The organism is Minwuia thermotolerans, assembly GCF_002924445.1.
In the GTDB taxonomy this organism is placed as follows: Bacteria; Pseudomonadota; Alphaproteobacteria; order Minwuiales; family Minwuiaceae; genus Minwuia; species Minwuia thermotolerans.
Map to the genome: position 1 here is coordinate 65428 of NZ_PIGG01000045.1, position 24186 is coordinate 89613.

Genomic DNA, 24186 nt, shown 5'->3' on the forward strand with positions numbered 1-24186 from the left:
GATCAATCTGTTGAACCGCGGGGACGAGGTTGTATCATCGCGCCGCCTTGGATGAGACAAGTGTTGGGGGGATGACCGTGGCTACGGCGGAAACCGTGAAGATCGACAAGCGCCGGGTCGCCTGCGACGGCGGCGGCGGCGCCCTGGGCCATCCGACCGTCTATCTGGAAATGGGCCGCAACGACCGGATCGACTGCCCCTATTGCGGCCGGCATTTCGTCTATCAGGGCCCCGAGCGCAAGGAGCCCGGTTCCTGAGGGCCCGCCCGGGCCAGATCGACCCTGTCGCGTCCGCGCTCAACGGCTAGAATGCCGGCCCGAATGGATTCCCGAAGGACGGCGCGCTGATGGCGGAGAACGGCAAGCATCTGGTCTATCTGATCGACGGCTCGGGCTACATCTTCCGCGCCTATCACGCCCTGCCGCCGCTGACCCGCCCCGACGGCACCAATGTCGGCGCGGTCTCGGGTTTCTGCAACATGCTCTACAAGCTGCTGGACGAGACGCTGCAGTCCGGCAAGGCGACCCACTTCGCCGTCATCTTCGACCATTCCTCCAAGAGTTTCCGCAACGAGATCTACAGCGACTACAAGGCCAACCGGCCGCCGCCGCCCGAGGACCTGGTGCCGCAATTTCCGCTGTTCCGCGACGCCGTGCGCGCCTTCGGCCTGCCCTGCATCGAGATGGAAGGCTACGAGGCCGACGACCTGATCGCGACCTACACCGAACAGGCGAAGGCCGACGGCCATGACGTCGTGATCGTCTCCTCCGACAAGGACCTGATGCAGCTCGTCGACGGCGGCGTCACCATGCTGGACCCGATGAAGAACCGCCCGATCGGCCGCGCCGAGGTGCGCGAGAAGTTCTTCGTGGAGCCCGAGCGGGTGGTCGACGTCCAGGCGCTGGCCGGGGATTCAACCGACAACGTGCCGGGCGTACCGGGAATCGGCATCAAGACCGCTGCGCAACTCATTGAGGAATATGGGGACCTCGAAAACCTTCTCGCTCATGCCGAAGAGATCAAGCAGCCCAAGCGCCGTCAGAATCTGATCGAGCATGCCGAGCTTGCGCGGATCAGCCGGGACCTGGTCCGGCTGAAGCGCGACGTCGAGGTCGAACACGACATTGACGGCTTCATCATCGGGGCCCCCGATCCGGCGCCGCTGATCGGCTTCCTCGAGGCGCAGAGCTTCCGCACCCTGACCAGCCGGGTCCGCGCGCGCTTCGGCGGCGAGGAGGGTCAGGCCCTGAACGAAGTCGCCGAAACGCCGCCGCCGGAAGATGCCGAATACGAACTGATTCAGGATATGGCGGCGCTGGAGAAGTGGATCGCGGAGATCCGCAAATGCGGTTTCGTCGCGGTGGACACGGAAACGAATTCCCTCGACGCGGTCGCGGCCGATCTCGTCGGCATCTCGCTTTCCACCGCGCCGGGCCACGCCTGCTACATCCCGCTGCGCCACCGCGGCGCGGCGCCGGACGGCGAACTCGATCTGGGCGGCGGGGCCGCGGATGCGCCGAAGCAGATTCCGCTCGCTGACGCCATCGCGGCGTTGCGGCCCGTGTTCGCCGATCCGGGCATTCTCAAGATCGGGCAGAACATCAAGTACGACTGCACGGTGCTGCAGCGCGCCGGCGCGCCGATGCACCCGATCGACGACACAATGCTGCTCAGTTTCGTGCTGGACGCCGGCGCCCACGGCCACGGCATGGACGAGCTTTCGCGGCTGCATCTGGACTACACGCCGATCCCCTACAAGGAGGTCGCGGGCACGGGCAAGGCGCAGATCACCTTCGACAGGGTGCCGCTGGACAAGGCGCTCGACTACGCCGCCGAGGACGCCGACATCACCTTCCGGCTCTGGCGGGTGTTGAAGCCGCGCCTGGCGCAGGAGCACATGGCGACCGTCTACGAGACCATCGAACGCCCGCTGGTGCCTGTGATCGCGGCGATGGAACAGGCCGGCATCAAGGTCGACGCGGAAATCCTGCGCGAGCTGTCCAACGACTTCGAACTGCGCGCCGCCGAAATCGAAAGCGATATCCACGCACTGGCCGGCGAAAGCTTCAACATCGGCAGCCCCAAACAGCTCGGCGAGATCCTGTTCGACCGGATGAGCCTCGGCGGCGGCAGGAAGGGCAAGACCGGCGCCTACGCCACCGGCGCGGACATCCTGGAAGACCTGGCGGCCCAGGGCCATGAACTGCCGCGGCGGGTGCTCGACTGGCGCCAGCTCACCAAGCTGAAGTCGACCTATACCGACGCCCTGCAGAAGGAAATCAATCCGCTTACCGGCCGGGTTCACACCGCCTATCACATGGCCGGGGCGTCGACGGGCCGTCTCGCCTCGTCCGATCCGAACCTGCAGAACATCCCGATCCGTACCGAGGAGGGCCGCAAGATCCGCCGTGCCTTCGTCGCCGAGAAGGGCTGCAAGCTGATCTCGGCTGACTACAGCCAGATCGAGCTGCGCATCCTGGCCCATATCGCCGACATCGAGGCGCTGAAGGGCGCCTTCGCCGAGGGCGCGGACATTCACGCGCTCACCGCCTCGGAGGTCTTCGGCGTGCCCCTGGCCGAGATGGACGGCGCCACGCGGCGCAAGGCCAAGGCGATCAACTTCGGCATCATCTACGGCATCTCGCCCTTCGGACTTGCGCGGCAGCTGCAGATCCCCCAGGGCGAGGCGAAGAGCTTCATCGACGCCTATTTCGAGCGCTATCCCGGCGTGAAGGACTACATGGACCAGGCGCGGGAACAGGCCAGGGAACACGGCTTCGTGGAGACGCTCTACGGTCGCCGCATCCACCTCGCCACGATCCGCGACAAGAACCCGGCGCGGCGGAGCTTCGCGGAACGGGCAGCGATCAACGCGCCGATTCAGGGCTCGGCCGCCGATATCATCAAGCGCGCCATGATCCGCATTCCCGCCGCCCTCGACGACGCCGGGCTGGCGGCGAAGATGCTGCTGCAGGTCCACGACGAACTGATCTTCGAAGCGCCCGAGGATCAGGTCGACGCCACCATCAAGGCCGTGAAGACCACCATGGAGCGCGCGGCGCGCCTCTCCGTCCCGCTCACGGTGGAGGCGGGCGTCGGCGATTCATGGGCCGACGCGCACTGAGCGCATCGGCCCGTAGCGGATATCAGGCGCCGGCGCGGGTGCGGATGAACAGGCCCGCCCGATCGATGGCCTCCCGGCCTTCCGACAGCATCGGCGCGAACAGGTGCCAGACGTGGATCATGCCGCCGGCTTCCTCCAGCGAAGACTGCACGCCGTCGGCCAGCGCCTTGCGGTGCAGCCGGCGCGCGTCATCGACCAGGGTTTCCCGGGTGCCGACCTGGATCAGCAGCGGCGGCAGGCCCGTGAGATCCGCGTGGATCGGCGAGGCCAGCGGCTGACGCGCGTCGGCGCCATTCAGGTACATGCCGGCCATGCGGTCGAGGCCCGGTTTCTGCACCATCGGGTCGATATCGTGATTGGCGGCCATGCTCTCGCCGACGCCTTCCATGTCGACCCAGGGCGACATGGGCACGGCGCAGGCGGGCGGTTCCACGCCCGCGTCCCGCAGCGCCAGCAGCAAGGCCATGGTCAGGCCGCCACCCGCCGAGTCGCCTGCGACGGCGATATCTCCCGGCTTGAAGCCCTGGCCCAGAATCCATTTGTAGGCCGCCACGGCATCGTCGACCGCCGCCGGGAACGGGTTCTCCGGCGCCAGGCGGTAGTCGATCAGCAGGATCCGCGCGTCCGCCGCCTTCGACAGGTTGTACGCCAGCGTGCGGTGGGTGTTTATGGAGCCAATGACATAACCGCCGCCGTGCAGGAACAGCACGGCCCTGTCCTGATTGGCGCCCGGCGCGGAAACCCACTCGCCTGGCACGCCGCCGGCGTCGACGGCCTCGGTCCTGGCGTCGCCGGGCGTCGGCAGGAAGGTGGCGAGCTTCTCGAACCGCTCCCGCATCTCGGCCGGCGGCGGGTTCTCCGGCTGCGGGCGGCTGGTCAGCAGTTCGATGATGGAGTTCAGTTCCTGCACGGTCATTGGTCGAGTTCCTCCCCAGGTTCGGACCGCGCGATCTTGACCCAGCCGCCGGCCGCGCTCAATCCCGCAGCGGCGCTCACCTGCCCCTCGCGCAGCGTTGATCCGGCCGCGGCGGGCGCGACATTGCCGGCGACGGGGTTCCTCGCCATTGTGAAGGCCTTCCGAAGAACGGCGCAGCGCCGGCCCATTCCCCATCGCCGGAGCGACAGGACGTCATGACCGACAGCCACAATGGCGAGAGCGCGAAACGACCGGGAGTCCTGCGCCGCTTCGGGCCGCTGGCGCTGCTGATCCTCGCCATCGCGGCGTTCTTCGCCTTCGGCCTGGACGAATGGCTCAGCTTCCGCGCCATCAGGGACAACCGCGACGCCCTGCAGGCCTTCGTCGCCGAGCGTCGGGTTCTCGCCGCGATCGCCTTCATCGCCGTCTATGCCACCGCAACGGCGCTGTCGGTGCCCGGCGCGACGGTGCTGACGGTCACCGGCGGATTCCTGTTCGGCAACATCTTCGGCACGGTCTGGGCCGTGATCGGCGCCACCATCGGCGCGACGCTGGTCTTTCTCGCCGCCCGCAGCGCCCTGGGCGACGCCCTGCGCCGCCGCGCCGGCGGCCGCGTGAAGCGGCTGGAGGAGGGCTTCCGCGAGAACGCCTTCAGTTACCTGCTGTTCCTGCGCCTGGTGCCGCTGTTCCCGTTCTTCGTCGTCAACCTGGCGCCGGCCTTCCTCGGCGTGCGTCTCAGGACCTATGTCGCGGCGACCTTCATCGGCATCATTCCCGGCGGCTTCGTCTACGCCCAGGTCGGCCACGGCCTGGACAGCATCTTCCGCGCCGGCGGCGAACCGGACCTCGGCGACATCTTCACCACCGACGTGATCCTGGCGTTTGTCGGTCTCGGCCTGCTGGCCCTGCTGCCCGTGGCGGTGCGGCGGTTTCGGGCCCGGCGTCGCGCGAAGCCCTGACCGGATTCTATTTTACGAACATATAATGTGAAAATAGCAGAACAACACGCCGCTTGACAGCGCGGCGCGGTCTCCATAGCGTCCCCTTCGCGCCGATTTGAGCCAGCTTGCGGGCGCGGGAGCGGAAGCCCGCTTCGAAGAAATACTGCTAAAGAGGTGGTCTGCTCCGGACCGAGCGCCGCCCCGGGTTCAGCCGATCGGGCGGCTTTTTCGTCTCCACCGCCCGAACCGACACGAACCGGGACGCGCCGTCGCCGTAACGGCCCCTCGCTGGTCCCTTGTGCTCGTGGAAAGGAGCCCCAGAGATGAGCCTCGATTCGAAGAACCCGGAAACCATCGTCCTGCATGCGGGACACCGCGCCGACCCGACGACCGGCGCGGTCGCCGTGCCGATCTACCAGACCACCTCGTACCAGTTCCAGCACACCGAGCATGCCGCGAACCTGTTCGCGCTGAAGGAGCTGGGCAACATCTACAGCCGCATCATGAACCCGACCTGCGACGCGCTGGAACAGCGCGTGGCGGCGCTGGAAGGCGGCGCGGCGGCGCTGGCGCTGGCGTCGGGTCAGGCGGCGAGCGCCTTCGCGGTGCAGAACCTCGCCCGCGCCGGCGACAACATCGTCTCCTCGACCGACCTCTATGGCGGCACCTGGAACCTGTTCGCCAACACGCTGAAGGACCAGGGGATCGAAGTCCGCTTCGTCGACCCGGAAGATCCGCAGGCCTTCGCCAACGCGACCGACGACCGGACCCGCGCCTATTACGCGGAGACCCTGCCCAATCCGAAGCTGAAGGTGTTCCCCATTGCCGAGGTCGCCGAGATCGGCCGCGGCTTCGGCATCCCGCTGATCATGGACAACACCGCGGCGCCCATCATCTGCAAGCCGTTCGAGCATGGCGCGGCGGTCATCGTCTATTCGGCCACCAAGTACATCGGCGGTCACGGCACCTCCATCGGCGGCCTGCTGGTCGACGGCGGCAATTTCGACTGGGAAGCCCACAAGGAGCGTCAGCCGGCCCTGAACACGCCCGATCCGAGCTATCACGGCGCCGTCTGGGCGGAGGCCGTGAAGCCGCTCGGTCCCATCGCCTACATCCTGAAGGCGCGGGTGACCCTGCTGCGCGACCTGGGCGCGGCGATGAGCCCTTTCAACGCCTTCCAGTTCCTGCAGGGCCTCGAGACCCTGCCGCTGCGCATGCGCGCCCACAGCGAGAACGCGGCGAAGGTCGCGGACTATCTGAAGGGCCACGACAAGGTCGACAAGGTGATCTTCCCCGGCCTTCAGGACGGCGAAGCCAGACGCCGCGCCGACGCCCATCTCAAGGGCGGCTACAGCGGCCTGCTGGGCTTCGAGATCAAGGGCGACAAGGACGCCGGCGCGAAGTTCATCAATGCGCTCGAACTGTTCTATCACGTCGCCAATATCGGCGACGCGCGCAGCCTGGCCATCCACCCGGCGACCACGACCCACAGCCAGCTCACGCCCGAGGAGCAGACGGCCTCCGGCGTCTCCGATTCCTATGTCCGCCTGTCGATCGGCATCGAGCACATCGACGACATCCTGGCCGACCTGGAACAGGCGCTGGCCAAGGCCTGAGCGGGCCGCGAACGCGCTTGACAGTCCGCCGGGTCGCCCCCTATAGACGGGCGGCCCGGCGGACGCCGTCCGGGCCGCGTGGGGCCGTAGCTCAGATGGGAGAGCGTCGCGTTCGCAATGCGAAGGTCAGGGGTTCGATTCCCCTCGGCTCCACCAATTCCCTTCCCGCAATCCGACGACGCCCGCGCCGGGCGAATCACCTGAGTGTCCGGCGACCTGCCGGCGTCCGCCGCCCATCGCCGCTGGCACGACATGGGCGGCGTCAGTTCCCCGAGAACAGCAGGTCCGGCAGCCACAGCGCGATGGCCGGAAACAGCACGATAAGGAACAGGCCGAACAGCTCAACCACCGTATAGGGCCCGACCGACCAGTAGATGTCCTTCATGGTCAGGTGCCGCATGGACGGATCCGCTTGCGTCACCGATCTGAGATAGAACAGGTTGAAGCCGAATGGTGGCGTCATGTAGCTGATTTCCATCATCACGACGAAGAGGATGCCGAACCACACCGGATCAAATCCGTGCGCGTTCACAAGCGGCAGGAAGACCGGCAGCGTGATCAGCATGATCCCCACCGGGTCCAGCACCATGCCGAGGAAGAACAGCACGACCATCATGAACAGCATGGCGCCCCAGCGGCCGCCCGGGATCTGCTCGGTCAGATGCGTGATGAAACTCTCCGCGCCCATCGCGGTATAGGCCGTGGAATAAGCATGCGCCGCGAAGACGATCCAGGTGATCAGCGTGGTGAGACGGAAGGTCCGGATGGCGGCTTCCTTCACCAGCCGCGTATTCAGCTTGCGGTTGACCGCGCTGGCGACCAGAGCGCCGAGCACGCCGACCGCCGCCGCCTCCGTGACGGTCGCAAGACCCGAAAAGATCGCCCCGAGCACCATCACGATGATCATGATGGGCAGCAGCACGGACCTGAGAGCGCGAAATTTCTCGGGCCAGGTCCCGCGGTCCTCGGCCGGCAGCGAAGGGCCCAGCCTTGGCTGGAACCAGCAGCGGATGCCGATATAGGCGGAGACGAGCGCGAACAGCAGCAACCCGGGACCGACGCCGGCCGCGAACAGCTTGCCGATCGAGACTTCCGTGATCAGCGCGTAGAGCACCATCAGGATCGACGGCGGAATCAGGATGCCCCAGCCGCCGCCCGCATTGATCGCGCCCAGCGCCAGCCGCGCGTCATAGCCACGCGACAGCATCTGCGGCAGGGCGATGGTCCCCATGGTCACCACGGCGGCGCCGGAGATCCCGGACATGGCCGCGAAGATGGTGCAGATCAGCACCGTGCCGATGGCCAGACCGCCGCGCAGACCGCCCCACCAGAGATGCATCATCCGGTAGAGGTCGTGGGCGACACCCGATCGTTCCAGAACCATGGCCATGAAGACGTAGAGCGGTATCGCGATGAGCGATGATGTCTCCATCAGGTCCCATATTTTCGACGCCACCAGATAGAGGCCGTCGGAGGCCGGATTCGCCTGGAACTCGACAAAGATGAATATGACGCTGAGGCCGCCCAGCACGAAGGTCAGCGGCACGCCCAGCAGGATGAAGAGAAACAGAAGGCCGAAAAAAAGGAACGTCTTCCACTCGATGGCCATGGCCGCATAGGCCACAACGATTTCAGACATCGACCTTGCCCTCCGCGCCATCGGCGATCGGGCCAAAGGCGGTCTCGTCCACGTCGATGCCCATCAGGATGAACACGTCAGCGGCGAATTTCACGATGCCCTGCAGCAACAGCAAAGTGGCGGCCACGACGATCATCCATTTCGATGGCCAGAGCGGCGCTTTCCAGATGGCGAGTTCATCCACCTCCGGTTTGCACCAGGGGGGAACGCCTTCGGTCATGCAGACGGACTGCGCCGCCATCTCGTAGGCGTTGGGCAGCAAGACGATCATGAAGGAGAAGAACAGGAACGAGGTCGCGATATCCACGGCCGCCTTCCGCTTCTTCGAAAAACTGCCGTAGAACAGGTCGACGTTGACGTGCTCGCGGCGGGCCAGCAGGTAGCCGCCCCCGATGATGGCATAGACGCCGAAAATCAGCCGCGAGGCCTGTTGCGACCAGGAAATCGGCGCACCGACCACCTTGCGCATGATGACATCCGCCAGCAGCAGGACGAACAGGATCAGGACCGCCCAGTTGACCACCCTGGCAATCCAGAGATTGGTCGTCGTGATCATCCGGGCGATCGCCGTGATGGCGCCCATGTGACTATCCACTCAATTCAGGATCCGAACTTCCGCACGACCGGTCGCCCGGAATCGGTCCGGAGCTCCGACCGGCGAAGGACGCAGGCGCCGGGGCCGGGGTTCCCTGCCCCCGGCCCCGGCCCCGGCAGATGTCGCGGTCAGGCGTAGCCCAGCACCTTGAGGAACTCGACCAGCATCTCGGTGCCCTTCGCGGCGTTGCCGCCCTTGGCCCGCTCCTCTTCCAGGATGGCGCGCGACGCTTCGGCGAACTTGTCCAGCACACCCTGGGGGAACTGCTTCACCTTGACGCCGTGGTCGGCGATGCCGGCCGCCAGCGCCGTCATCTCCTTGTACTGATACTCGGCGCAGCGCTTCCAGAAGCGGTTCTCCAGATGCATCATCAGCGTGAAACGCAGATCCTCGGGCAGCGCGTCGATCGCCGCCTTGTTCATGATCAGCGTATCCATGGCCATGCCCATGGTCGGCTTCATGTGGAACTTGGCGACTTCCCACAACGACATGGACTGGGCGCCCTGCGCCGCGCCCCAGTGGGCGCCGTCGACGACGCCGGAAGCCAGCGACTGATAGAGCTCGGGTCCGGCGACGTACTGCGGTGCAGCGCCAGCGGCCTCCAGGTACTTCAGGTAGGAACCCGAGGAGCGCAGCTTCATGGCGGAGAAGTCGCTCGCATCGTTGATCTCCTTCGAGACCACCAGTTCGGTCGGATAGACCTTCTCCGCGCGGCTGACGACGCCGTGATAGGCCAGTTCCTCGTTGAACATGGCCTCTGCGCCCATGTTCTTCAGATAGTACTGGAACTCCCAGGGCTCGCGGAACGTGCCCGGCACGCCAAGGCAGAGACCGGCCATCGGCGCCTCGCCCAGGATGTAGCCCGGCGAGAGGGTGCCCATCTCGACCACGCCCTTCTTGACGATCTGGAAGATCTCGGCGCCCTTGGCGAATTCGCCCGCACCGTGGAGTTCCAGGGTGAAGCGGCCGTTGGTGATCTCCGCCAGTTCGTCGGCGATGACCTGCAGGCTGTCGCCATAGGAAGCGGAGGCCTTCGGCCAGTGCGACTGCACCTTCCAGACGATCTTCTCCTGCGCGCGGGCCGAACCCGACCCGATGATGGCGGGCGCTGCGGCCAGCGCCGCGCCTCCCAGAAGCGCCTTGCGGCGGGACAGTCCGGTCTTCTTCTCGGTCATGAGATACCTCCCTCGTCACGCGGAGACAGCCGGCCCGTCCGGCAGCCCCGATGCGCAATCATTTCTGATTCTTCATTCTTCCCAACATGATGAACACGCCGGGCGGGCAGGGCAATCAGGAATACGCAGAAAGGCGAGTACCAATGGCGAGGCGGCGGGCGCTCGTGTACCGCGCACTTCCGGACTAGTCTTGACGCCACCGCGCGATTCATCGTCGTTTGCGGCCGGGACGGGGGATACAGGTGGACATCTTCATTCAGCTTCTGCCGCTGGCGCTGGCGATCATCATGCTCTCGCTGGGCCTCGGCCTCACGGTGGCCGACTTCGCCCGCGTGCTGACCGCGCCGCGCGCCTTCGTCATCGGCCTGATCTCCCAGGTCGTGGCCATCCCGCTTGTCGCCTGGGTGCTGGCGAGCTTCGCCGGCCTGCCGCCGGCGCTGGCCGTGGGCGTCATGATCCTGGCCCTCTGTCCGGGCGGCGTGACCTCGAACGTGCTGACCCGGTTCGCGCACGGCGACCTGGCGCTCTCGATCTCGCTGACCGGCCTGGTGAGCCTGCTTTCGGTGCTGACCGTGCCGGTTCTCGCGGCTTTCTTCGCCGACCATTTCATGGGCCTCGACGCGCCGGCGATCGACGTCACCGCGCTCGGCCTCGCCATGTTCGCGATGACCGCGGTGCCGGTGGCGATCGGCATGACCGTGCGACGCTTCGCGCCCGGCTTCAGCGCCCGCGCCGAAGGCCCGCTCTCGGTGCTGGCGCTGGTGCTGTTCGTCCTCATTGTCATCGGCGCCATCGTGCTCAACTGGAGCCTGCTGGTGGAGAACCTGCCGCGTCTCGGCCCGTCGCTGGTGGCGCTCAACGTCGTCCTGCTGGCGATCGGCCTGGGGCTCGCGCGCCTTGCCGGCCTGTCGCAGCGCCAGGGCACCGCCATCGCTATCGAGACCGGAATCCAGAACTCCACGCTGGGCATCACCGTGGGTTCGCTGATCGTGGAGCAGGCCTCGGGCCTGCCGCCCTTCAGCCTGCCGTCCGGCGTCTACGGTCTGACCATGTACGCCGTGGCGCTGCCCTTCATCTTCTGGCGCCGCGCCGGTCAACGGAAAGCAGCGCCGCTCAGCCCCTGAGCCCCACCCCGGCGAGACAGCCGAGACTTTCCACCCGGTCCTCGACGCCGGCCAGCCGGAGCAGGTGCCAGGCCAGCACCTGATTGCTGGCCAGCGCCGGCTTGCCCAGCGCCGCTTCCGCCTCGGCCAGGATATCGACGGCGCGGAGATTGGTGCAGGAGGCGAAGACGGCCTCGACATCGGCGGCCGCGCCAATGGCGGTCATGGCTTCCACGATCGACGGCTTGGCGATGCGCGCGACCAGCCGTTCCTCCTTCTGGCCGAAGCTGCCGAAGGCCGCGACACCCACGCCATGACCCTCCAGCGCGGCGCGTAGCGAGTCCGAGACATCCTCGACATAGGGGCTGACCAGCCCGAGACGCCTGACGCCCAGCGCATCACAGGCGGCCTTCAGCGCCGTCAGCGGATTGGTGACCGGCGTGCCGGGATGCGAGGCGGCGATCATGCGCGCGACCTCGGCCTCGCCCAGCACGGTCGCGCCGGAGGTGCAGCCATAGGCGATGGCGTCGAGCGCCGCCGCCTGCGGCAGCAGCGCCGCGGCGTCGGGGAGGGTCTCGCGCATGGTGCGGATGGTCTCGGCGGTCAGATCCGGCGAGCTCGGCACCCGGCTGTGGAACAGCGCCACATCGCCGGGCAGCAGGCGGCGGAAGTCGCGCTCGATGGTCTCGTCGATGGAGAGCAGGATCAGCCCCAGCGCGGCGCGGCGCGGCGGCGCGGCCTCGACATCATAGTCCAGCCGCATCAGCCGCCCTCCCCGATCACCGGCAGCTCCGTCGGCGCGGGCCGGGTCAGCCAGGCCGGTCCGTCCTCGCCGATGACGATGTTCTCCTCCAGCACCATCACCCGGCCCGGCCGGAAGGTCATCCCCGGCTCCAGGGTCAGCACCATGCCCGGCCGGATCACGGTCTCGTCGCCCGGCCGGTGGGAAGGCCACTCGGTGAGCTGCATGCCGAGCCCGTGGCCGAGGCGCCCGACATCATTGCCGAGCGCCCCGCCCCGCTCCAGCACCGCCTGCATGGCGCGGAAAAGTTCAGCGCAGGTGACCCCCGGCCGCGCCGCCTCGAACCCCGCGTCGACGGCGGCCCGGACGGTGGCGTAGGCGCGGCGCGCATCGTCGTCGGCCCGCTCGAAGGCGTAGTTGCGGTCGAAATCGCAGTAATAGCCATCGAAGGTCGCGCCAGTGTCCAGCATCAGCACATCGCCCGGCTCCGTTCGCCGCTCGCTCGGCGGAGAGATGATGTCGCCGATCCCGCCCGGGGCCGCGCCGCCGACCAGATAGGGCACGTCATCGGCGCCGCGCTGCAGGCATTCGATGCGGAAGGCGCGGAAGATCTCCGCCTCGCTCATGCCCGTGCTCACGAAACCGGGCAGCGCCTCGAAGACGCCGGAGACGAGGGCGCAGATATGGGCGATCTTCCCGATCTCGGCCGGCGACTTGGTCATGCGCAGCTCCCGTACGATCGCCCCGGCGTCCACGAAGGCGCAGTCCTCCAGCCCAGCCACGAGGCGGGCGTGATCGGCGAGCGGCATGCGCAGATGCGTTTCCGGCCCCATGGGCAGGCCGATCCGCGCCCTCGGCCCCGCCAGTTCCAGCACCGCGTCGGCCAGCAGGGTCACGCCCTCGTCCTCGGGGCGGGGCGAGGGCCAGCTGCGGACGTCGTCCAGCCATGTGCGGGCCAGACACTCCGCGCCGATCGAGGGGACCACTGCGACGGGCTTGCCCTCGGCAGGAACCAGCAGGAACCAGGGCCGCGTCGGGCTCTGCCAGAACTGGGTGAGAAAGCCGGAGTAATAGCGGAACTCGGGCTCGGTCGTGAGCAGCAGGATGTCGATGCCGGCTTCCGTCATCAGCGCCTGGGCGCGGGCGGTCCGCGCCGCCAGTTCGTCGGGCGTAAAGCCGCGCGCCGGCTCCGCCCCCGGCTCAGCCATCGATCAGGTCTTCCAGGCGCGCGCCGGGACCATTGCCATCGACGATCTCCCGGTAGATCGCCGGATCGGTCGCGCCTTCGCAGCCGAACAGCAGCACGCGGGAATCGGCGTCCAGTCCGATTGCCGCCCGCAGGTCCGGGTCCGCTGCCGCGCCGATCAGTCCGATCAGGCCGGGCACAGCCGACTCGCCGGCCGTGATCGGCCCGCCGCCCGCCGCGCCGGCGGCCAGCAACCGCATGGCGGGAGCGACCTTCTCCTCGCCGATGGTCAGATAGTCGGCGGCGCTGCGCGAGAGCACCTCCCAGGCCAGCAGGGAAACCTCGCCGCAGGAGAGACCGGCCATCACCGTTTCCTCCTCCAGCGTTACGGACGTCGGCCTGCCTGCCCGGGCCGTCGCCATGAGGCAGGCCGCCCGGGTCGGCTCCACGATGACGAAGCGCGGCCGCGCGGGACCGAGACGCTGCCACATGGCCGCACAGACCGCCGCCGCCAGTCCGCCAACCCCGGCCTGCACGAAGACATGGGTCGGCGGCTGCGGCAGCTGCGCCATTGTCTCCCCCGCCATCACGCCATAGCCGGCCATCACCAGCCGCGGCACCTCCATGTAGCCCTCCCAGGAGGTGTCGGAGACCACCTGCCAGCCATTGGCCTCGGCCTCCCCGGCGCAGAGGCGCACGGACTCGTCATAGTCGCCCTCGATGCGGACGACCTCCGCGCCGAAGGCTTCCATGGCCTGCTGGCGGCCCTTGCTGACACCGGCATGGATGTAGATGCGGCAGCGGCAGCCGGCCATTTCGGCGCCCCAGGCGACCGAGCGGCCGTGATTGCCGTCGGTCGCCGTGACCACGGTCAGGCCCTGCAGATCATCGCGATGCCCGCCGTTCCTGATCGCGGCCGGATCCGGCCGCCACCCGGTCTGAGCTTCGACATGATCGGCGGCCAGTCGAAGGACGGCATAGGCCCCGCCCAGCGCCTTGAAGCTGCCGAGCCCCAGCCGTTCGCCCTCGTCCTTGTAGTGAACCGCGGCGAGGCCAAGCCGGTCGGCAAGGCGGTTGAGCTCGGCCAGCGGCGTCGGCCGGTACCCGGGCCAGGCCGCGATCTCTTTTGCCGCTTCATCGAACATCGCCGGCGAGACCACGCGGTCGAGTTCCCCCGGCCACGGGCCGCGTTCGGCCTGTCTCTTCACGTGATCGGCGACGATTGCCTTCCCGGCCATGCTTTCCCCTCTCCGCCTGCGGAAGGGACGAGCATGACCGTCGGGCCCGGCCGGCGCAACCGGACCCGGGTAGCCGCCTGCTACCGGATCAGGCCTTGCCCGCGCGAATCTCCGCGGCGCGGTGAATGCCGCGGCGGATGCGGGCGTAGGTGCCGCAACGGCAGATGTTGGTCATTGCCGCATCGATCTCGGCATCACTCGGCGCCGGGTTCTCCGCCAAAAGCGCGGCGGCGGCCATGATCTGCCCGGACTGGCAGTAGCCGCACTGGGGCACGTCGATCTCCGCCCAGGCCTGCTGCACCGGATGGGCGTTGTCCGGCGACAGCCCCTCGATCGTGGTGATCCTTGCCTCACCCACCGCCTCGACCGGCAACACGCATGTCCGGGTGGCGACGCCATCCAGATGCACGGTGCAGGCGCCGCAGAGCCCGGCCCCGCAGCCGAAACGGGTGCCGACCAGACCCACGGTGTCGCGCAGCACCCAGAGCAGCGGCGTGTCGGGTTCGACATCGACCTGGAGCCTGCGGCCATTGACGTTGAGCGTGAACATGGCGGCGTCTCTCCGTTGCAGGCGTCTCAGACGCTGAAGCCGTGGCGGGTCAGCGGAAGCTCCCGGATGCGCCGCCCGGTCGCGGCGAAGATCGCGTTGACCAGCGCGCCGGCGGCGGGCGGCGTGCCCGGCTCGCCCAGGCCGGTCGGATGGGCGTCGCTGTCGATGAAATGGACCTCGACGGGCGGCGCCTCGTTCAGATGCATGACGCGGTAGTCGTGGAAATTGCTCTGTTCGACGCGCCCGCCCTCGACGGTGATCTCGCTGAACAGCGCCCCTTCCAGACCCCAGAGCACGGCGCCGTGGACCTGCGATTCGGCGATGGCCGGGTTGATCACGCGGCCGCAGTCGACCGCGCAGACGATACGGTGGATCGTCAGGTCACCCTTCCCCCCGACCGAAATCTCGGCGACCTCCGCAACCCAGGTGCCGAAGGAGCGGTGCACGGCAATACCCTGGAAACGGCCCTTCGGCGCCTCGCCCCAACCCGCCTTTTCCGCCGCCAGCTCCAGCACGCCGAGATAGCGCGGCTCTCCCGCCAGCAATCGGCGGCGGTATTCGACCGGATCGATCCCGGCCGCGTGGGCGCACTCATCGACCACCGCCTCCTTGCAGAAGCCCGAGAGCGAATGCTGTACCGAGCGGTGTGAGCCCGTCGGCAGCGCGAAATCCATGATCTCCGTATCGACGTCGAGATCGTCGACCGCGTAGGGAAACGGATTGGTTTCGACGAAGGAGCGGCTGAGTCCCGCACCCATGTTGACGTCGCCGATGATCGATTCCACCGGTATCCAGGCGAGATGCGGGAGATTGTCGTCCAGGGCGCGTTCGAAATGCGAAGGCTCTGCGACCTTGACGCGCCAGTTCGTCGGCATGCCGTCCTGGCCGAGCGCAATCTGGAAGCGGACGCGCGACATCGGGCGGTAGAAATCGTGGCGCATGTCTTCCTCGCGCGTCCAGAGCAGCTTCACGGGCTTGCCGATGGCCCTGGCAACGGTCACCGCCTGGCGGACGAAATCGCTCTCGAGACGCCGCCCGAAGCCGCCGCCCAGATGCGTGGTGTTGATCTCGATCCGGTCCTTCGGCAGTCCCGTGACCTCCCGGATCGCGGCCGAGGCCGATTGCTGGTTCTGGGTCGGCGCCCAGACCCGGCAGAAGTCCGCCGTCACGTGGGCGGTGCAGTTCATCGGCTCCAGCGGCTGATGCGCCAGCAGCGGCGTCTGGTATTCAACATCCAGGTGATGGGCGGCACCCTCGAAATCCCGCGTGGCCATTTTGGCGAGCGACGCCTTCATCGCCCCGGTGAAGCGCGCGCTGCTCTCGTCCGCATTGGGCCCGTCGTCCCAGGCGACCGAGAGCGCCTCGAGTCCCTTCTTCGCGCGCCAGAAACTGTCGGCAACGACGGCGACGCCGTTGTGGATCGGCACCACGGCCCGCACCCCGGGCGAGGCCAGGGCGGCGGCTTCGTCCATTCCCGCGATGGTTCCGCCGACGACTGGCGACTGGGCCACGGTCGCGTAGAGCATGTCCGGCAGCCGGACATCGATGCCATAGATCGGCGCGCCGCTGATCTTGCCCGGCGTGTCGAGCCGCCGGACCGGCTGACCCACCAGCCGGAAGGAGGCGGCGTCCTTGAGCGGCGGATCCGAAGGCGGCGAGAGCCCGGCCGCCGCGGCGGCGAGCTCGCCATAGCCTGCCGACCGGCCGTCCGGATGACGGACCGTCGACACGTCAGTGGTGCAGTCCGTGGCCGCCACGTCCCAGCTCTCCGCGGCGGCCTCCACCAGCATCATGCGCGCGGCCGCGCCCAGCTTCCTGAGCTTCTCCCAATGGCTGGTCACCGAATTGCTGCCGCCGGTCACCTGGACCATGTAGTCCGGATTGTCGAAGGCGGCGTGATAGGGCGCGAACACCTTGCGGATGACGGTCCAGTCGGCGTCCATTTCCTCGGCGACGATCATGGTGAGCGCGGTCTGCACACCCTGGCCCATCTCCGAGGCCGGCACGAAAAATGTGATCGCGCCGTCGCCGTCAATGTGGAGCCAGGCGTTGCGGAAGGCTTCCTTCCCGTCGGTCTCCGAGAAGGCGTCGATGGTATCGAGTTCCGGACTGCAGCCGATCAGCAGCCCGGCCGCCGACAACGCGCCCAGGCTCAGAAACTGCCGTCTGTCGAGGCTCTGAGACCTTGCCATGGCGCGCCGCCGCTGTTGTGACCCGCTCGACTATGGCCCCCTGGCCCGCACGTGGCCAAGACCCGGCGTGTAAACTTTCGTAACGGCCGGAGAACGACCGCTCAGCCCTTCAGCCGCGCCAGGATCGCGCCCATGCGCTCGCCGACGTCGGCGATCTCGTACGCCGCTTCGGCCTCATATCGGAGGCCCTCGTCGAGACCCGCATTCTCGGACTTCCGGTAGAGATCCTTGTAGGCCGCGATGGAGCCGGCGCTGTTCTCGGCGATCGCGGCGGCCAGCTTCGCCACATGGGTGTCGAGCTCCGCCAATGGCACCGCCTCCATGATTAGGCCGTATTGTGCCGCCTCGACGCCGGTGATCGTGCGTGCAGTGAAGGAGAGCTCTTTGGCGCGCTGCATGCCGACACGTCGCGCCAGCCGCTGGGTCATGCCCCAGGTTGGACGCAGGCCGATCTTCGCATGCGTGTCGCCGAACTTCGCCTCTTCGGCGGCGATCGCGATGTCGGCGGCGAGCATCAATTCAACGCCGCCGGTGAAGCAGAAACCGTTGACCTTGGCGATCACCGCCTGGGGCATGTGTTCCATCAGGCGCTGCACGCGGCGCGCCGCCGCATTCAGTTCCTCGCCCACGTCGCCGGCGGTCAGGTCGCGGCCGGTCGCCTGCAGCGCCTTGAGATCGACGCCGGCGGTGAAGGCGCGGCCCGCGCCGGTGAGAACCACCACACCGATATCGTCCGAGCGCGCAAACCCTTCCAGCGCGTTGCCCGTCTGGCGCAGCATCTCGGCAGTCAGGGCGTTGAGCGCGTCCGGCCGGTCGAAGGTGACGGTGGCGACCCTGCCGACGGTCTCCACGGTGATGAATTCGCTGGTCATGACGCCCTCCCCCTCCGGTTTGCCGCGCGATCCTAGTGCGGGCGGCGACAGCCCGTCTAGGACAGGAAATCGACGGCGAGGACGAGGCGGTCGACCTCGTCGGTCTGCTCCGCAAGCGGCAGCACGAGAGCCAGGAACGCCACCGCCGTTCCGCCCACCACGCGCAGTTCGCCGCGGAACCCCGCGGGCTCGCGATGCTCGGCGGCCGCGCGGCAGATCCGCTCGAAGCCCTTCAGGACCTGGCCGTCATAGACTTCCCGGAACCAGCGCCCGTCGTCGTCGCGCCCGGTGACCTCGGCAAAGCGCGAGCCCTGCAGACGCCAGCGGAACGCGCGGCCCCCCTCGCCCACGTCGATCAGGCTGGCATGGCCGACCCAGGGCAGCAGCTTCTCCGGGGAAAAGTCGCCGTGATCCGGCAACCGGCCGCCGTCCCGGCGGTCGCGCCAGTAGTCCTCGATCGATTCGAGCAGGTGGGAACGCGACGCCGCGGCGGGCGTTTCCGTCAGTTCCAGACTTTCATACGCGGTCTGGTCTTCTCTGTTCCGGGCCATGCTGCCGCTCCGATACGCGAACGGGGTCACCGGGAGATGGGTTTCGGCCGCCGGCGCTTCAACGCGCCGACCCGACTCTCGGCCTCAGCGGTGGCGGTTGCGCACCCGCACGCGCTCGCGCCAATGGAGCGCAACAGCGAGGACGGCGCCCAGTCCCGCGGCGGCGAGCACGATGGCCAGATGGGTCCGGTCGGAGACCCAGTGCGCGACCAGTCCGACGATGCCGGTGACCGGCTCGCCATGGCCCGGATGGGCCGAAGCGCCCGTGGCGGCAAGGGTGGACAGGACAGCGGCGGAAAGGACGGACAGGTGGCGCACGGCGTTCTCCTCGAAAGTGCTCAGTCGACAGGCAGCGGTCACGATCTAGGCAAGAATCAGCTTCAGGAGCAAGCTCGCAAGCCCCAGTGCGGCAACGCCGCACGCCCAGATCGCCACGAACCAAAGGATCCGGCGGACTCTTTCAGGAATCGCCGGCACGCTCAATGGTAACCCTCTCCCTCCCGCACCTTGCCGCGGAACACCCAATAGGCGTGCACGGTGTAGGCCAGAATGATGGGCAACAGGATACCGGCGCCGACCAGCATGAAGATCAGGGTGCTCCGCGGCGCCGCCGCCTCCACGATGGTGATCTCCGGCGGGATCATCATCGGCCAGAAGCTGATGCCGAGGCCGACGAAGCAGAGCGCGAACAGACCCTGGGCGGCGAGGAACGGCGCCCGGTCGCCGCCGCGCAACAGGCCACGCACCATGATCGCGGCCGTCGCCGCGACCAGCAGCGGCACCGGCCAGGCGAACCAGATCACGGGCGTGCTGAACCAGCGCTGGAAATAGAGCGGATCGAGGAACGGCGTCCAGAGGCTGACCGCGCCGACCAGGACATAGGTGGTCACGCCGGCGGCCCAAGCGAAATCCGTCGCCTGGCGGCGCAGCCCGCCCTCGGTCTTCATGATCAGCCAGGTGGCGCCGAGCAGGGCATATCCGGCGATCAGCGCCGCGCCGGTAAACAGGCTGAAGGGCGTCAGCCAGTCGAAGGGCCCGCCGGCATAGGCCCGGTTCTCCACCGCGATCCCCTGCACCAGCGCCCCCAGGGTCACACCCTGCGCCAGCGCCGCGACGAGCGAACCGCCGAAGAAGGAGGCGTCCCAGAGCCAGCGGCGGCGTTCGCTCTTCCAGCGGAACTCGAACGCGACCCCGCGGAAGATCAGCGCCACCAGCATCACGATGACGGGGATGTAGAGCGCCGGCATGATCACGGCGTAGGCCAGCGGGAAGACCGCGAACAGCCCGCCCCCGCCGAGGACCAGCCAGGTTTCGTTACCGTCCCAGACCGGCGCGACGGAGTTCATCGCGACGTCCCGGCGTGCGTCGTCCTTCAGCATCGGGAACAGGATGCCGATGCCCAGGTCGAAACCGTCCAGGGCGACATAGAGCAGGACGGACAGGGCGATCAGACATGCCCATACATAGGCGAGTTCAGGCATGGCGGCCCTCCTTCATCGCGCTTTCGCTGGGCGCCGCACGGGTGGGACCGGGTTCGGCCTCCTCCGCCTCCGGCGTGCCCGGCGTCGCCGCCATCAGCCGCAGGATGTAGACCGCGCCCGCGCCGAAGACGGCGAAATAGGTGACGACGAAGACCGCCAGCGAGGTCCCCACCGTCCCGGCGTCGATCTCCGAGGCCGACTGGGAGGTCCGCAGCAGGCCGTAGACCGTCCAGGGCTGACGCCCGACCTCGGTCGTCACCCAGCCGGCCAGCACCGCGACGATGCCCGACGGGCCCATGACGACGCCGGCACGGAGCAGCCAGCCGCTGTCGAACAGTCTTCGGCGCCAGCGCAGCCAGAGGCTCCAGAACCCGAGCAGCGCCATGGCCGCGCCCAGCGCCACCATGATCCGGAAACTCCAGAACACGATCGTCGCATTCGGCCGGTCCCCGGGCGGGAAGGCCTTCAGCCCCTGAACCTCGCCTTCCCATTCATGGGTCAGGATCAGACTGCCAAGCTTCGGTATCTCGATCGCGTAGCGTGTTTCCTCCGCCGCCATGTCGGGCCAGCCGAACAGGATCAGCGGCGCGCCGCGCTGCGTCTCGAAATGCCCTTCCATTGCCGCGACCTTGGCCGGCTGGTGCTCCAGCGTGTTCAGGCCGTGCAGATCGCCGGCGAGGATCTGCGCCGGCGCCACCAGGGCCGCCATCCACATGGCCATGGAGAACATGACCCGCGCCGCCTCGTTCGCCCGGTCGCGCAACAGGTGGAAGGCGCCGACCGCGCCGACGATGAAGGCGGTGGTGAGGTAGGCCGCCAGCACCATGTGCACGAGGCGGTAGGGAAAGGACGGGTTGAAGACGATGTCCCACCAGTCGTCGGGTACGAACTGGCCCGCAGCATTGATGGCGTAGCCGGCGGGCGTCTGCATCCAGCTGTTCACCGACAGGATCCAGAATGCCGAGAAGAAGGTGCCGAAGGCGACCATCAGCGTGGCCGTGAAGTGCAGGCGCTTCCCCACCCGCTTCATGCCGAACAGCATGATGCCGAGGAAGCCGGCCTCGAGGAAGAACGCCGACAGCACCTCGTAGCCCATCAGCGGGCCGAGGATCGGTCCCGTCCGGTCGGAGAAGACGCTCCAGTTGGTGCCGAACTGGTAAGACATGACGATGCCGGAGACGACGCCCATGCCGAAGCTGAGGGCGAAGATCTTCAGCCAGAAACGGAATACCCGGAGGTAGATATCCCGGCCCGTCCACAGCCAGAGCGCCTCGAGTACCGCAAGATAGGAGGCCAGGCCGATGGTGATTGCCGGGAAGACGATGTGGAACGCGACCGTGAAGGCGAACTGCGCCCGGGCGAGGTCGACGGCGAGGGACTGGTCCATGGGGCGTTCCGTTCCTGCCTGAGAGGCTGTCTTCTATTTCACACCCGAAGCGCGGAGTTCACAGGCGCCCTGCTGTCGCAGGCCACATGTTGCCCTCCCGTTCTCGCTCTCATAGGATGTGTTTCATGAGATCATGCAATCGACATGAGGGAAAGTCGCATGGGGCACGCACTGGTCTACGTCCTGTTGCCGGAGGATCCGGGAGCAACCGGAAAGCATCCCGATTCAGTCGTCATCGACCGCCTGATGCCTTACGCGGACATGGGCATGAGCGACGATACGGAGGCCTATCGGCTGTCCGAACCCGCGCCGCCGGATGATGATGGCTACATGTCGGCGAACTGGCGCATGACGCCGCGCCAATGCCGCCTCGAACTGGACGCCCGCCTGCAGGAAGCCGGTATCCCGAATGACATGACCGCAGAGACGCCGCTCGAGCGGCTTGCCGAGCTCGCCAACCGGACCCGGGAGTATCACGGCGAGAGCTATCGGGTGGAGAACGGCATGATCGTCGCTGTCTCGACCGTCCAGCCATTCCCGAAATACGACTGGTACGAAATTGGCGGGCGCTGGTCGTCCGAGTTTGCACCCCCTGAGGTCGTGAAACGCACGGAGCGCGAGGTCACCTGCAGCCTGTGCGAAGGCAGCGGCCGGCTGGTCGAGAAGACGGGCTTCCTCTCGAGCCTGTTCGGAAGGAAGCCCGACCCGTCGGACGGCGCCCCCTGTCCGCGCTGCAAGGCCACCGGCACCGTCACCGAAGTGACGGAGAGCGGCGAGGCCCGGGACGAGGACCTGATCCTGTCGCCGAAAGACGCGATACGGATCATGGACGCCGAGGACATCGGCGGCCCCTGGGCGATCGTTGACCTCGACGGCGTCTGGCACGGCGGTGAAGGCGGCATGCTCTGGGGCCTCCCCGAAGAGGATGACGCCGAAGCCGCCATCAAGGACATTGCACGCGACATCCTGCGCAGGGCGCCGGTGGGGACCGTCGTCGTGCCTGTCGACATCCACATGTAGCCAAGGTCACTGCGCGTAGCCCCCCGCACACTTCGTGTCATCATTCCTGGGGACATGCCAGGAATGCACCACACAACAATTCCTGTTGCGCGCCATCTTTTTATAGAAGAACATCCAGTTCAACAAACCTGTTCGCGCTCCGGACGCTTTTCGTGTGAGGTGTGCAAATACTTTTCCTCGATCTTGCCCAGAATGCCAGTCTTCTATTGGCGCTTTGTTTCCTGCAGCGATTCATCGTCGAAAAGGAAAAGAGTCACAAGCGCCGGCGGAGCGTCTATTCGGGATTTCTTTTCGGAATCGCCGCGATCTCAGCCATGCTCATGGCCACCGAGACGGCGCCGGGCGTGATTTTCGATGGGCGGACCGTGGTTCTTTCCATGGGCGCGCTTTTCGGCGGTCCCCTGGTGGCGGTTCTCTCCGCGGCCATGGCCGCAGCATTCCGTCTCTGGCTCGGCGGCGGCGGAGCCCTTGTCGGCGTTTGCGTTATCGCGACAGCCACAGGCATCGGCCTTCTTGCCCGGAAAGCCGTCGGGGGCCACGAGACCGACGTCAAGTTCTGGCGGCTGGTGGCAATCGGCCTGCTGGTCCACCTGGGCGCCGCCGCATGGTTCCTCGCCCTGCCTTTCGACTTTGGCGCCACCGGCTATGTCGACGTCGTCTGGCCCTATGTGGCGATCCTGACTCCCGCCACGGTCATAACAGGCCTTCTGCTGCGTGAAATCGAGAAGATGCGCCAGGTCGACCGGATCGTGCGCGAAAGCCGGGACCGCTTCACGGAGCTGTTCGAGTCCAGCACCGTTGCGCTGTTCGAGGAGGACGTCTCCGCCACACTGCGGCAGCTCGGGAAGCTGAGGGCCGAGGGCGTTGAGAACCTGCGCCAGCGTCTTGTGGACGAACCCGCTCTGATCGCGCGCCTCGCCCGCACCATTCGGGTCGTTGACGTCAATCCGGCAGCCGTCCGCATGTTCGGCGCAGGCTCGCCGGCCGACCTCCGGGGCGACATCTCGACCCTGTTCGGCGACGGCGCAGACCGGACCTTCGCCAATCTGCTCTGCGCGATCTGGAACGGCGAGCCCGAATTCCTGGAACAGACGACGTTCCGCACCCTGGATGGCGAGGAGAAAGCCGGCCTGATCTCCGTCCCCTTGCCGGCAAGTCCGGAAGCCGCGCGTCACGTTCCCGTCAGTATCGTCGATATCAGCGACCAGATCGCCGCGGAGGAACAGTCCCGCAAGCTCGGCAAGCAACTGGAGAACGCCGCGCTGGGCGCGGTGACTGCGGTCGCCGCAACCGTCGAGAAGCGCGACCCCTATACCAGCGGCCACCAGGCCAATGTCGCCGCCCTGTCGGTGGAGATCGCGCGCAAGCTCAGCTGGGACGAGTTCCGGATCGAGGGGCTTCGTCTCGGCGCCCTGATCCACGATATCGGCAAGATTTCGGTCCCTGCCGAGATCCTGAACCGCCCCGGCAAGCTCACCGACAGCGAGTTCACGATCATCAAGGCGCACCCCCTGAACGGCTACGACATTCTTGCGTCAACCGAGTTCCCCTGGCCCATTCATGCGATGATCCTGCAGCATCACGAACGCCTCGATGGCAGCGGCTATCCCAACGGCCTGACGGCGGACGCCATCCTGGAGGAATCGCGTGTGCTCTCGGTGGCCGACGTGCTGGACGCCATCACCTCCCATCGCCCCTACCGGCCGGGTCTCGGGATCGAAGTCGCCCTGAAGGAGATCGAGGACGGCCGCGGCGCGCGTTACGATCCGGCGGTCGTCGACGCCGCCCTGGCCCTGGTGCGCGACGATGGCTATCGCTGGCAGAAGGACTTGAAGGAGACCAGCTGAGGTCTGCGCCG

At 67.4% G+C, this 24186-nt stretch carries 23 protein-coding genes and 1 tRNA gene; 8 read left to right on the forward strand and 16 right to left on the reverse strand.

Annotated features, from left to right (window positions below):
- The first annotated feature begins 71 nt into the window (after positions 1-71).
- A complete protein-coding gene (locus tag CWC60_RS14545) occupies positions 72-257 on the forward strand; it encodes a zinc-finger domain-containing protein (RefSeq protein WP_109794667.1) in 186 nt (61 codons plus the stop codon).
- A gap of 89 nt (positions 258-346) precedes the next feature.
- Entirely contained in the window at positions 347-3124 is a 2778-nt protein-coding gene (gene polA / locus CWC60_RS14550) for a DNA polymerase I (RefSeq protein WP_109794668.1), read from the forward strand.
- 22 nt (positions 3125-3146) lie between these two features.
- Here the strand turns inward: polA and CWC60_RS14555 are convergent, their stop codons facing one another.
- Together CWC60_RS14555 and CWC60_RS23675 are read right to left on the reverse strand one after the other, a co-directional pair.
- On the reverse strand, positions 3147-4040 hold the full coding sequence (locus tag CWC60_RS14555; RefSeq protein WP_109794669.1) for an alpha/beta hydrolase: 894 nt from the start codon (positions 4038-4040) through the stop codon (positions 3147-3149).
- Positions 4037-4189: a hypothetical protein gene (locus tag CWC60_RS23675; RefSeq protein WP_164516557.1), complete on the reverse strand. Its 153-nt coding sequence runs from the start codon at positions 4187-4189 to the stop codon at positions 4037-4039. The genes CWC60_RS14555 and CWC60_RS23675 overlap by 4 nt, the downstream gene beginning before the upstream one ends.
- Before the next feature lie 66 nt (positions 4190-4255).
- Between CWC60_RS23675 and CWC60_RS14565 the strand changes: the two genes are divergently transcribed.
- The 3 genes from CWC60_RS14565 to CWC60_RS14575 all read left to right on the forward strand — a co-directional run bounded on the left by CWC60_RS14565 (position 4256) and on the right by CWC60_RS14575 (position 6753).
- Complete coding sequence (locus tag CWC60_RS14565) at positions 4256-4999, forward strand: TVP38/TMEM64 family protein (protein WP_109794671.1); 744 nt, start codon at positions 4256-4258, stop codon at positions 4997-4999.
- Between the two features lie 305 nt (positions 5000-5304).
- Positions 5305-6597: an O-acetylhomoserine aminocarboxypropyltransferase/cysteine synthase family protein gene (locus CWC60_RS14570; protein WP_109794672.1), complete on the forward strand. Its 1293-nt coding sequence runs from the start codon at positions 5305-5307 to the stop codon at positions 6595-6597.
- A gap of 80 nt (positions 6598-6677) precedes the next feature.
- A tRNA-Ala gene (locus CWC60_RS14575) sits at positions 6678-6753 on the forward strand.
- Between the two features lie 106 nt (positions 6754-6859).
- Here CWC60_RS14575 and CWC60_RS14580 read toward each other — a convergent pair.
- From CWC60_RS14580 to dctP, 3 genes are all read right to left on the reverse strand, one after another.
- On the reverse strand, positions 6860-8206 hold the full coding sequence (locus CWC60_RS14580; RefSeq protein WP_109794797.1) for a TRAP transporter large permease: 1347 nt from the start codon (positions 8204-8206) through the stop codon (positions 6860-6862).
- Positions 8207-8228: 22 nt separating this feature from the next.
- Positions 8229-8819 carry a TRAP transporter small permease subunit gene (locus CWC60_RS14585; protein ID WP_206419949.1) on the reverse strand — a complete coding sequence of 197 codons (591 nt, stop codon included), beginning with the start codon at positions 8817-8819 and terminating at the stop codon, positions 8229-8231.
- 140 nt (positions 8820-8959) lie between these two features.
- Positions 8960-10006: a TRAP transporter substrate-binding protein DctP gene (dctP, locus tag CWC60_RS14590; RefSeq protein ID WP_109794673.1), complete on the reverse strand. Its 1047-nt coding sequence runs from the start codon at positions 10004-10006 to the stop codon at positions 8960-8962.
- Positions 10007-10248: 242 nt separating this feature from the next.
- Here dctP and CWC60_RS14595 point away from each other — a divergent pair, with 242 nt between their 5' ends.
- Positions 10249-11130, forward strand: coding sequence for a bile acid:sodium symporter family protein (locus tag CWC60_RS14595; RefSeq protein WP_109794674.1), 882 nt, complete (start codon positions 10249-10251; stop codon positions 11128-11130).
- Here the strand turns inward: CWC60_RS14595 and CWC60_RS14600 are convergent.
- From CWC60_RS14600 to CWC60_RS14650, 11 genes are all read right to left on the reverse strand, one after another.
- Complete coding sequence (locus CWC60_RS14600) at positions 11120-11872, reverse strand: maleate cis-trans isomerase family protein (protein ID WP_109794675.1); 753 nt, start codon at positions 11870-11872, stop codon at positions 11120-11122. The genes CWC60_RS14595 and CWC60_RS14600 overlap by 11 nt on opposite strands.
- Positions 11872-13059, reverse strand: coding sequence for a M24 family metallopeptidase (locus tag CWC60_RS14605; protein WP_109794676.1), 1188 nt, complete (start codon positions 13057-13059; stop codon positions 11872-11874). Before CWC60_RS14605 ends, CWC60_RS14600 begins: the two co-directional genes overlap by 1 nt.
- Entirely contained in the window at positions 13052-14275 is a 1224-nt protein-coding gene (locus tag CWC60_RS14610) for a diaminopropionate ammonia-lyase (protein ID WP_109794677.1), read from the reverse strand. Before CWC60_RS14610 ends, CWC60_RS14605 begins: the two co-directional genes overlap by 8 nt.
- A gap of 88 nt (positions 14276-14363) precedes the next feature.
- Positions 14364-14825 (reverse strand): (2Fe-2S)-binding protein, encoded by a 462-nt coding sequence (locus CWC60_RS14615; RefSeq protein WP_109794678.1) that lies wholly within the window; start codon positions 14823-14825, stop codon positions 14364-14366.
- Between the two features lie 26 nt (positions 14826-14851).
- Positions 14852-17017 carry a xanthine dehydrogenase family protein molybdopterin-binding subunit gene (locus tag CWC60_RS14620; protein WP_109794679.1) on the reverse strand — a complete coding sequence of 722 codons (2166 nt, stop codon included), beginning with the start codon at positions 17015-17017 and terminating at the stop codon, positions 14852-14854.
- Between the two features lie 101 nt (positions 17018-17118).
- Positions 17119-17889, reverse strand: a complete 771-nt coding sequence (locus CWC60_RS14625; RefSeq protein ID WP_109794680.1) for an enoyl-CoA hydratase/isomerase family protein — start codon at positions 17887-17889, stop codon at positions 17119-17121.
- Between the two features lie 56 nt (positions 17890-17945).
- Positions 17946-18440: a PAS domain-containing protein gene (locus CWC60_RS14630; protein WP_109794681.1), complete on the reverse strand. Its 495-nt coding sequence runs from the start codon at positions 18438-18440 to the stop codon at positions 17946-17948.
- Between the two features lie 84 nt (positions 18441-18524).
- Positions 18525-18758: a hypothetical protein gene (locus CWC60_RS14635; RefSeq protein WP_109796401.1), complete on the reverse strand. Its 234-nt coding sequence runs from the start codon at positions 18756-18758 to the stop codon at positions 18525-18527.
- Between the two features lie 45 nt (positions 18759-18803).
- A complete protein-coding gene (locus CWC60_RS24400; RefSeq protein ID WP_420891160.1) occupies positions 18804-18917 on the reverse strand; it encodes a DUF2474 family protein in 114 nt (37 codons plus the stop codon).
- A gap of 2 nt (positions 18918-18919) precedes the next feature.
- Positions 18920-19921, reverse strand: coding sequence for a cytochrome d ubiquinol oxidase subunit II (gene cydB, locus CWC60_RS14645; RefSeq protein ID WP_109794684.1), 1002 nt, complete (start codon positions 19919-19921; stop codon positions 18920-18922).
- The gene (locus CWC60_RS14650; RefSeq protein WP_109794685.1) at positions 19914-21308 is read right to left on the reverse strand and encodes a cytochrome ubiquinol oxidase subunit I; all 1395 of its coding nucleotides are present in this window, start codon (positions 21306-21308) and stop codon (positions 19914-19916) included. Before CWC60_RS14650 ends, cydB begins: the two co-directional genes overlap by 8 nt.
- 159 nt (positions 21309-21467) lie before the next feature.
- Between CWC60_RS14650 and CWC60_RS14655 the strand changes: the two genes are divergently transcribed.
- Complete coding sequence (locus tag CWC60_RS14655; protein WP_109794686.1) at positions 21468-22328, forward strand: DnaJ-like cysteine-rich domain-containing protein; 861 nt, start codon at positions 21468-21470, stop codon at positions 22326-22328.
- A gap of 161 nt (positions 22329-22489) precedes the next feature.
- On the forward strand, positions 22490-24175 hold the full coding sequence (locus CWC60_RS14660; RefSeq protein WP_109794687.1) for an HD domain-containing phosphohydrolase: 1686 nt from the start codon (positions 22490-22492) through the stop codon (positions 24173-24175).
- Positions 24176-24186: the final 11 nt, after the last annotated feature.

Excerpts from the sequence above, each read along its gene's own strand:
- CWC60_RS14565 (WP_109794671.1), top strand. The coding sequence starts at position 4,256 with ATGACCGACAGCCACAATGGCGAGAGCGCGAAACGACCGGGAGTCCTG.
- cydB (WP_109794684.1), bottom strand. The coding sequence starts at position 19,921 with ATGCCTGAACTCGCCTATGTATGGGCATGTCTGATCGCCCTGTCCGTC.
- CWC60_RS23675 (WP_164516557.1), bottom strand. The coding sequence starts at position 4,189 with ATGGCGAGGAACCCCGTCGCCGGCAATGTCGCGCCCGCCGCGGCCGGA.
- CWC60_RS14600 (WP_109794675.1), bottom strand. The coding sequence starts at position 11,872 with ATGCGGCTGGACTATGATGTCGAGGCCGCGCCGCCGCGCCGCGCCGCG.
- CWC60_RS14555 (WP_109794669.1), bottom strand. The coding sequence starts at position 4,040 with ATGACCGTGCAGGAACTGAACTCCATCATCGAACTGCTGACCAGCCGC.
- CWC60_RS14605 (WP_109794676.1), bottom strand. The coding sequence starts at position 13,059 with ATGGCTGAGCCGGGGGCGGAGCCGGCGCGCGGCTTTACGCCCGACGAA.
- CWC60_RS14655 (WP_109794686.1), top strand. The coding sequence starts at position 21,468 with ATGGGGCACGCACTGGTCTACGTCCTGTTGCCGGAGGATCCGGGAGCA.
- CWC60_RS14615 (WP_109794678.1), bottom strand. The coding sequence starts at position 14,825 with ATGTTCACGCTCAACGTCAATGGCCGCAGGCTCCAGGTCGATGTCGAA.
- CWC60_RS14620 (WP_109794679.1), bottom strand. The coding sequence starts at position 17,017 with ATGGCAAGGTCTCAGAGCCTCGACAGACGGCAGTTTCTGAGCCTGGGC.
- dctP (WP_109794673.1), bottom strand. The coding sequence starts at position 10,006 with ATGACCGAGAAGAAGACCGGACTGTCCCGCCGCAAGGCGCTTCTGGGA.
- CWC60_RS14625 (WP_109794680.1), bottom strand. The coding sequence starts at position 17,889 with ATGACCAGCGAATTCATCACCGTGGAGACCGTCGGCAGGGTCGCCACC.
- CWC60_RS14545 (WP_109794667.1), top strand. The coding sequence starts at position 72 with ATGACCGTGGCTACGGCGGAAACCGTGAAGATCGACAAGCGCCGGGTC.
- CWC60_RS14610 (WP_109794677.1), bottom strand. The coding sequence starts at position 14,275 with ATGGCCGGGAAGGCAATCGTCGCCGATCACGTGAAGAGACAGGCCGAA.
- CWC60_RS14585 (WP_206419949.1), bottom strand. The coding sequence starts at position 8,819 with ATGGGCGCCATCACGGCGATCGCCCGGATGATCACGACGACCAATCTC.
- CWC60_RS14630 (WP_109794681.1), bottom strand. The coding sequence starts at position 18,440 with ATGGCCCGGAACAGAGAAGACCAGACCGCGTATGAAAGTCTGGAACTG.
- CWC60_RS14570 (WP_109794672.1), top strand. The coding sequence starts at position 5,305 with ATGAGCCTCGATTCGAAGAACCCGGAAACCATCGTCCTGCATGCGGGA.
- CWC60_RS14650 (WP_109794685.1), bottom strand. The coding sequence starts at position 21,308 with ATGGACCAGTCCCTCGCCGTCGACCTCGCCCGGGCGCAGTTCGCCTTC.
- CWC60_RS14580 (WP_109794797.1), bottom strand. The coding sequence starts at position 8,206 with ATGGCCATCGAGTGGAAGACGTTCCTTTTTTTCGGCCTTCTGTTTCTC.
- polA (WP_109794668.1), top strand. The coding sequence starts at position 347 with ATGGCGGAGAACGGCAAGCATCTGGTCTATCTGATCGACGGCTCGGGC.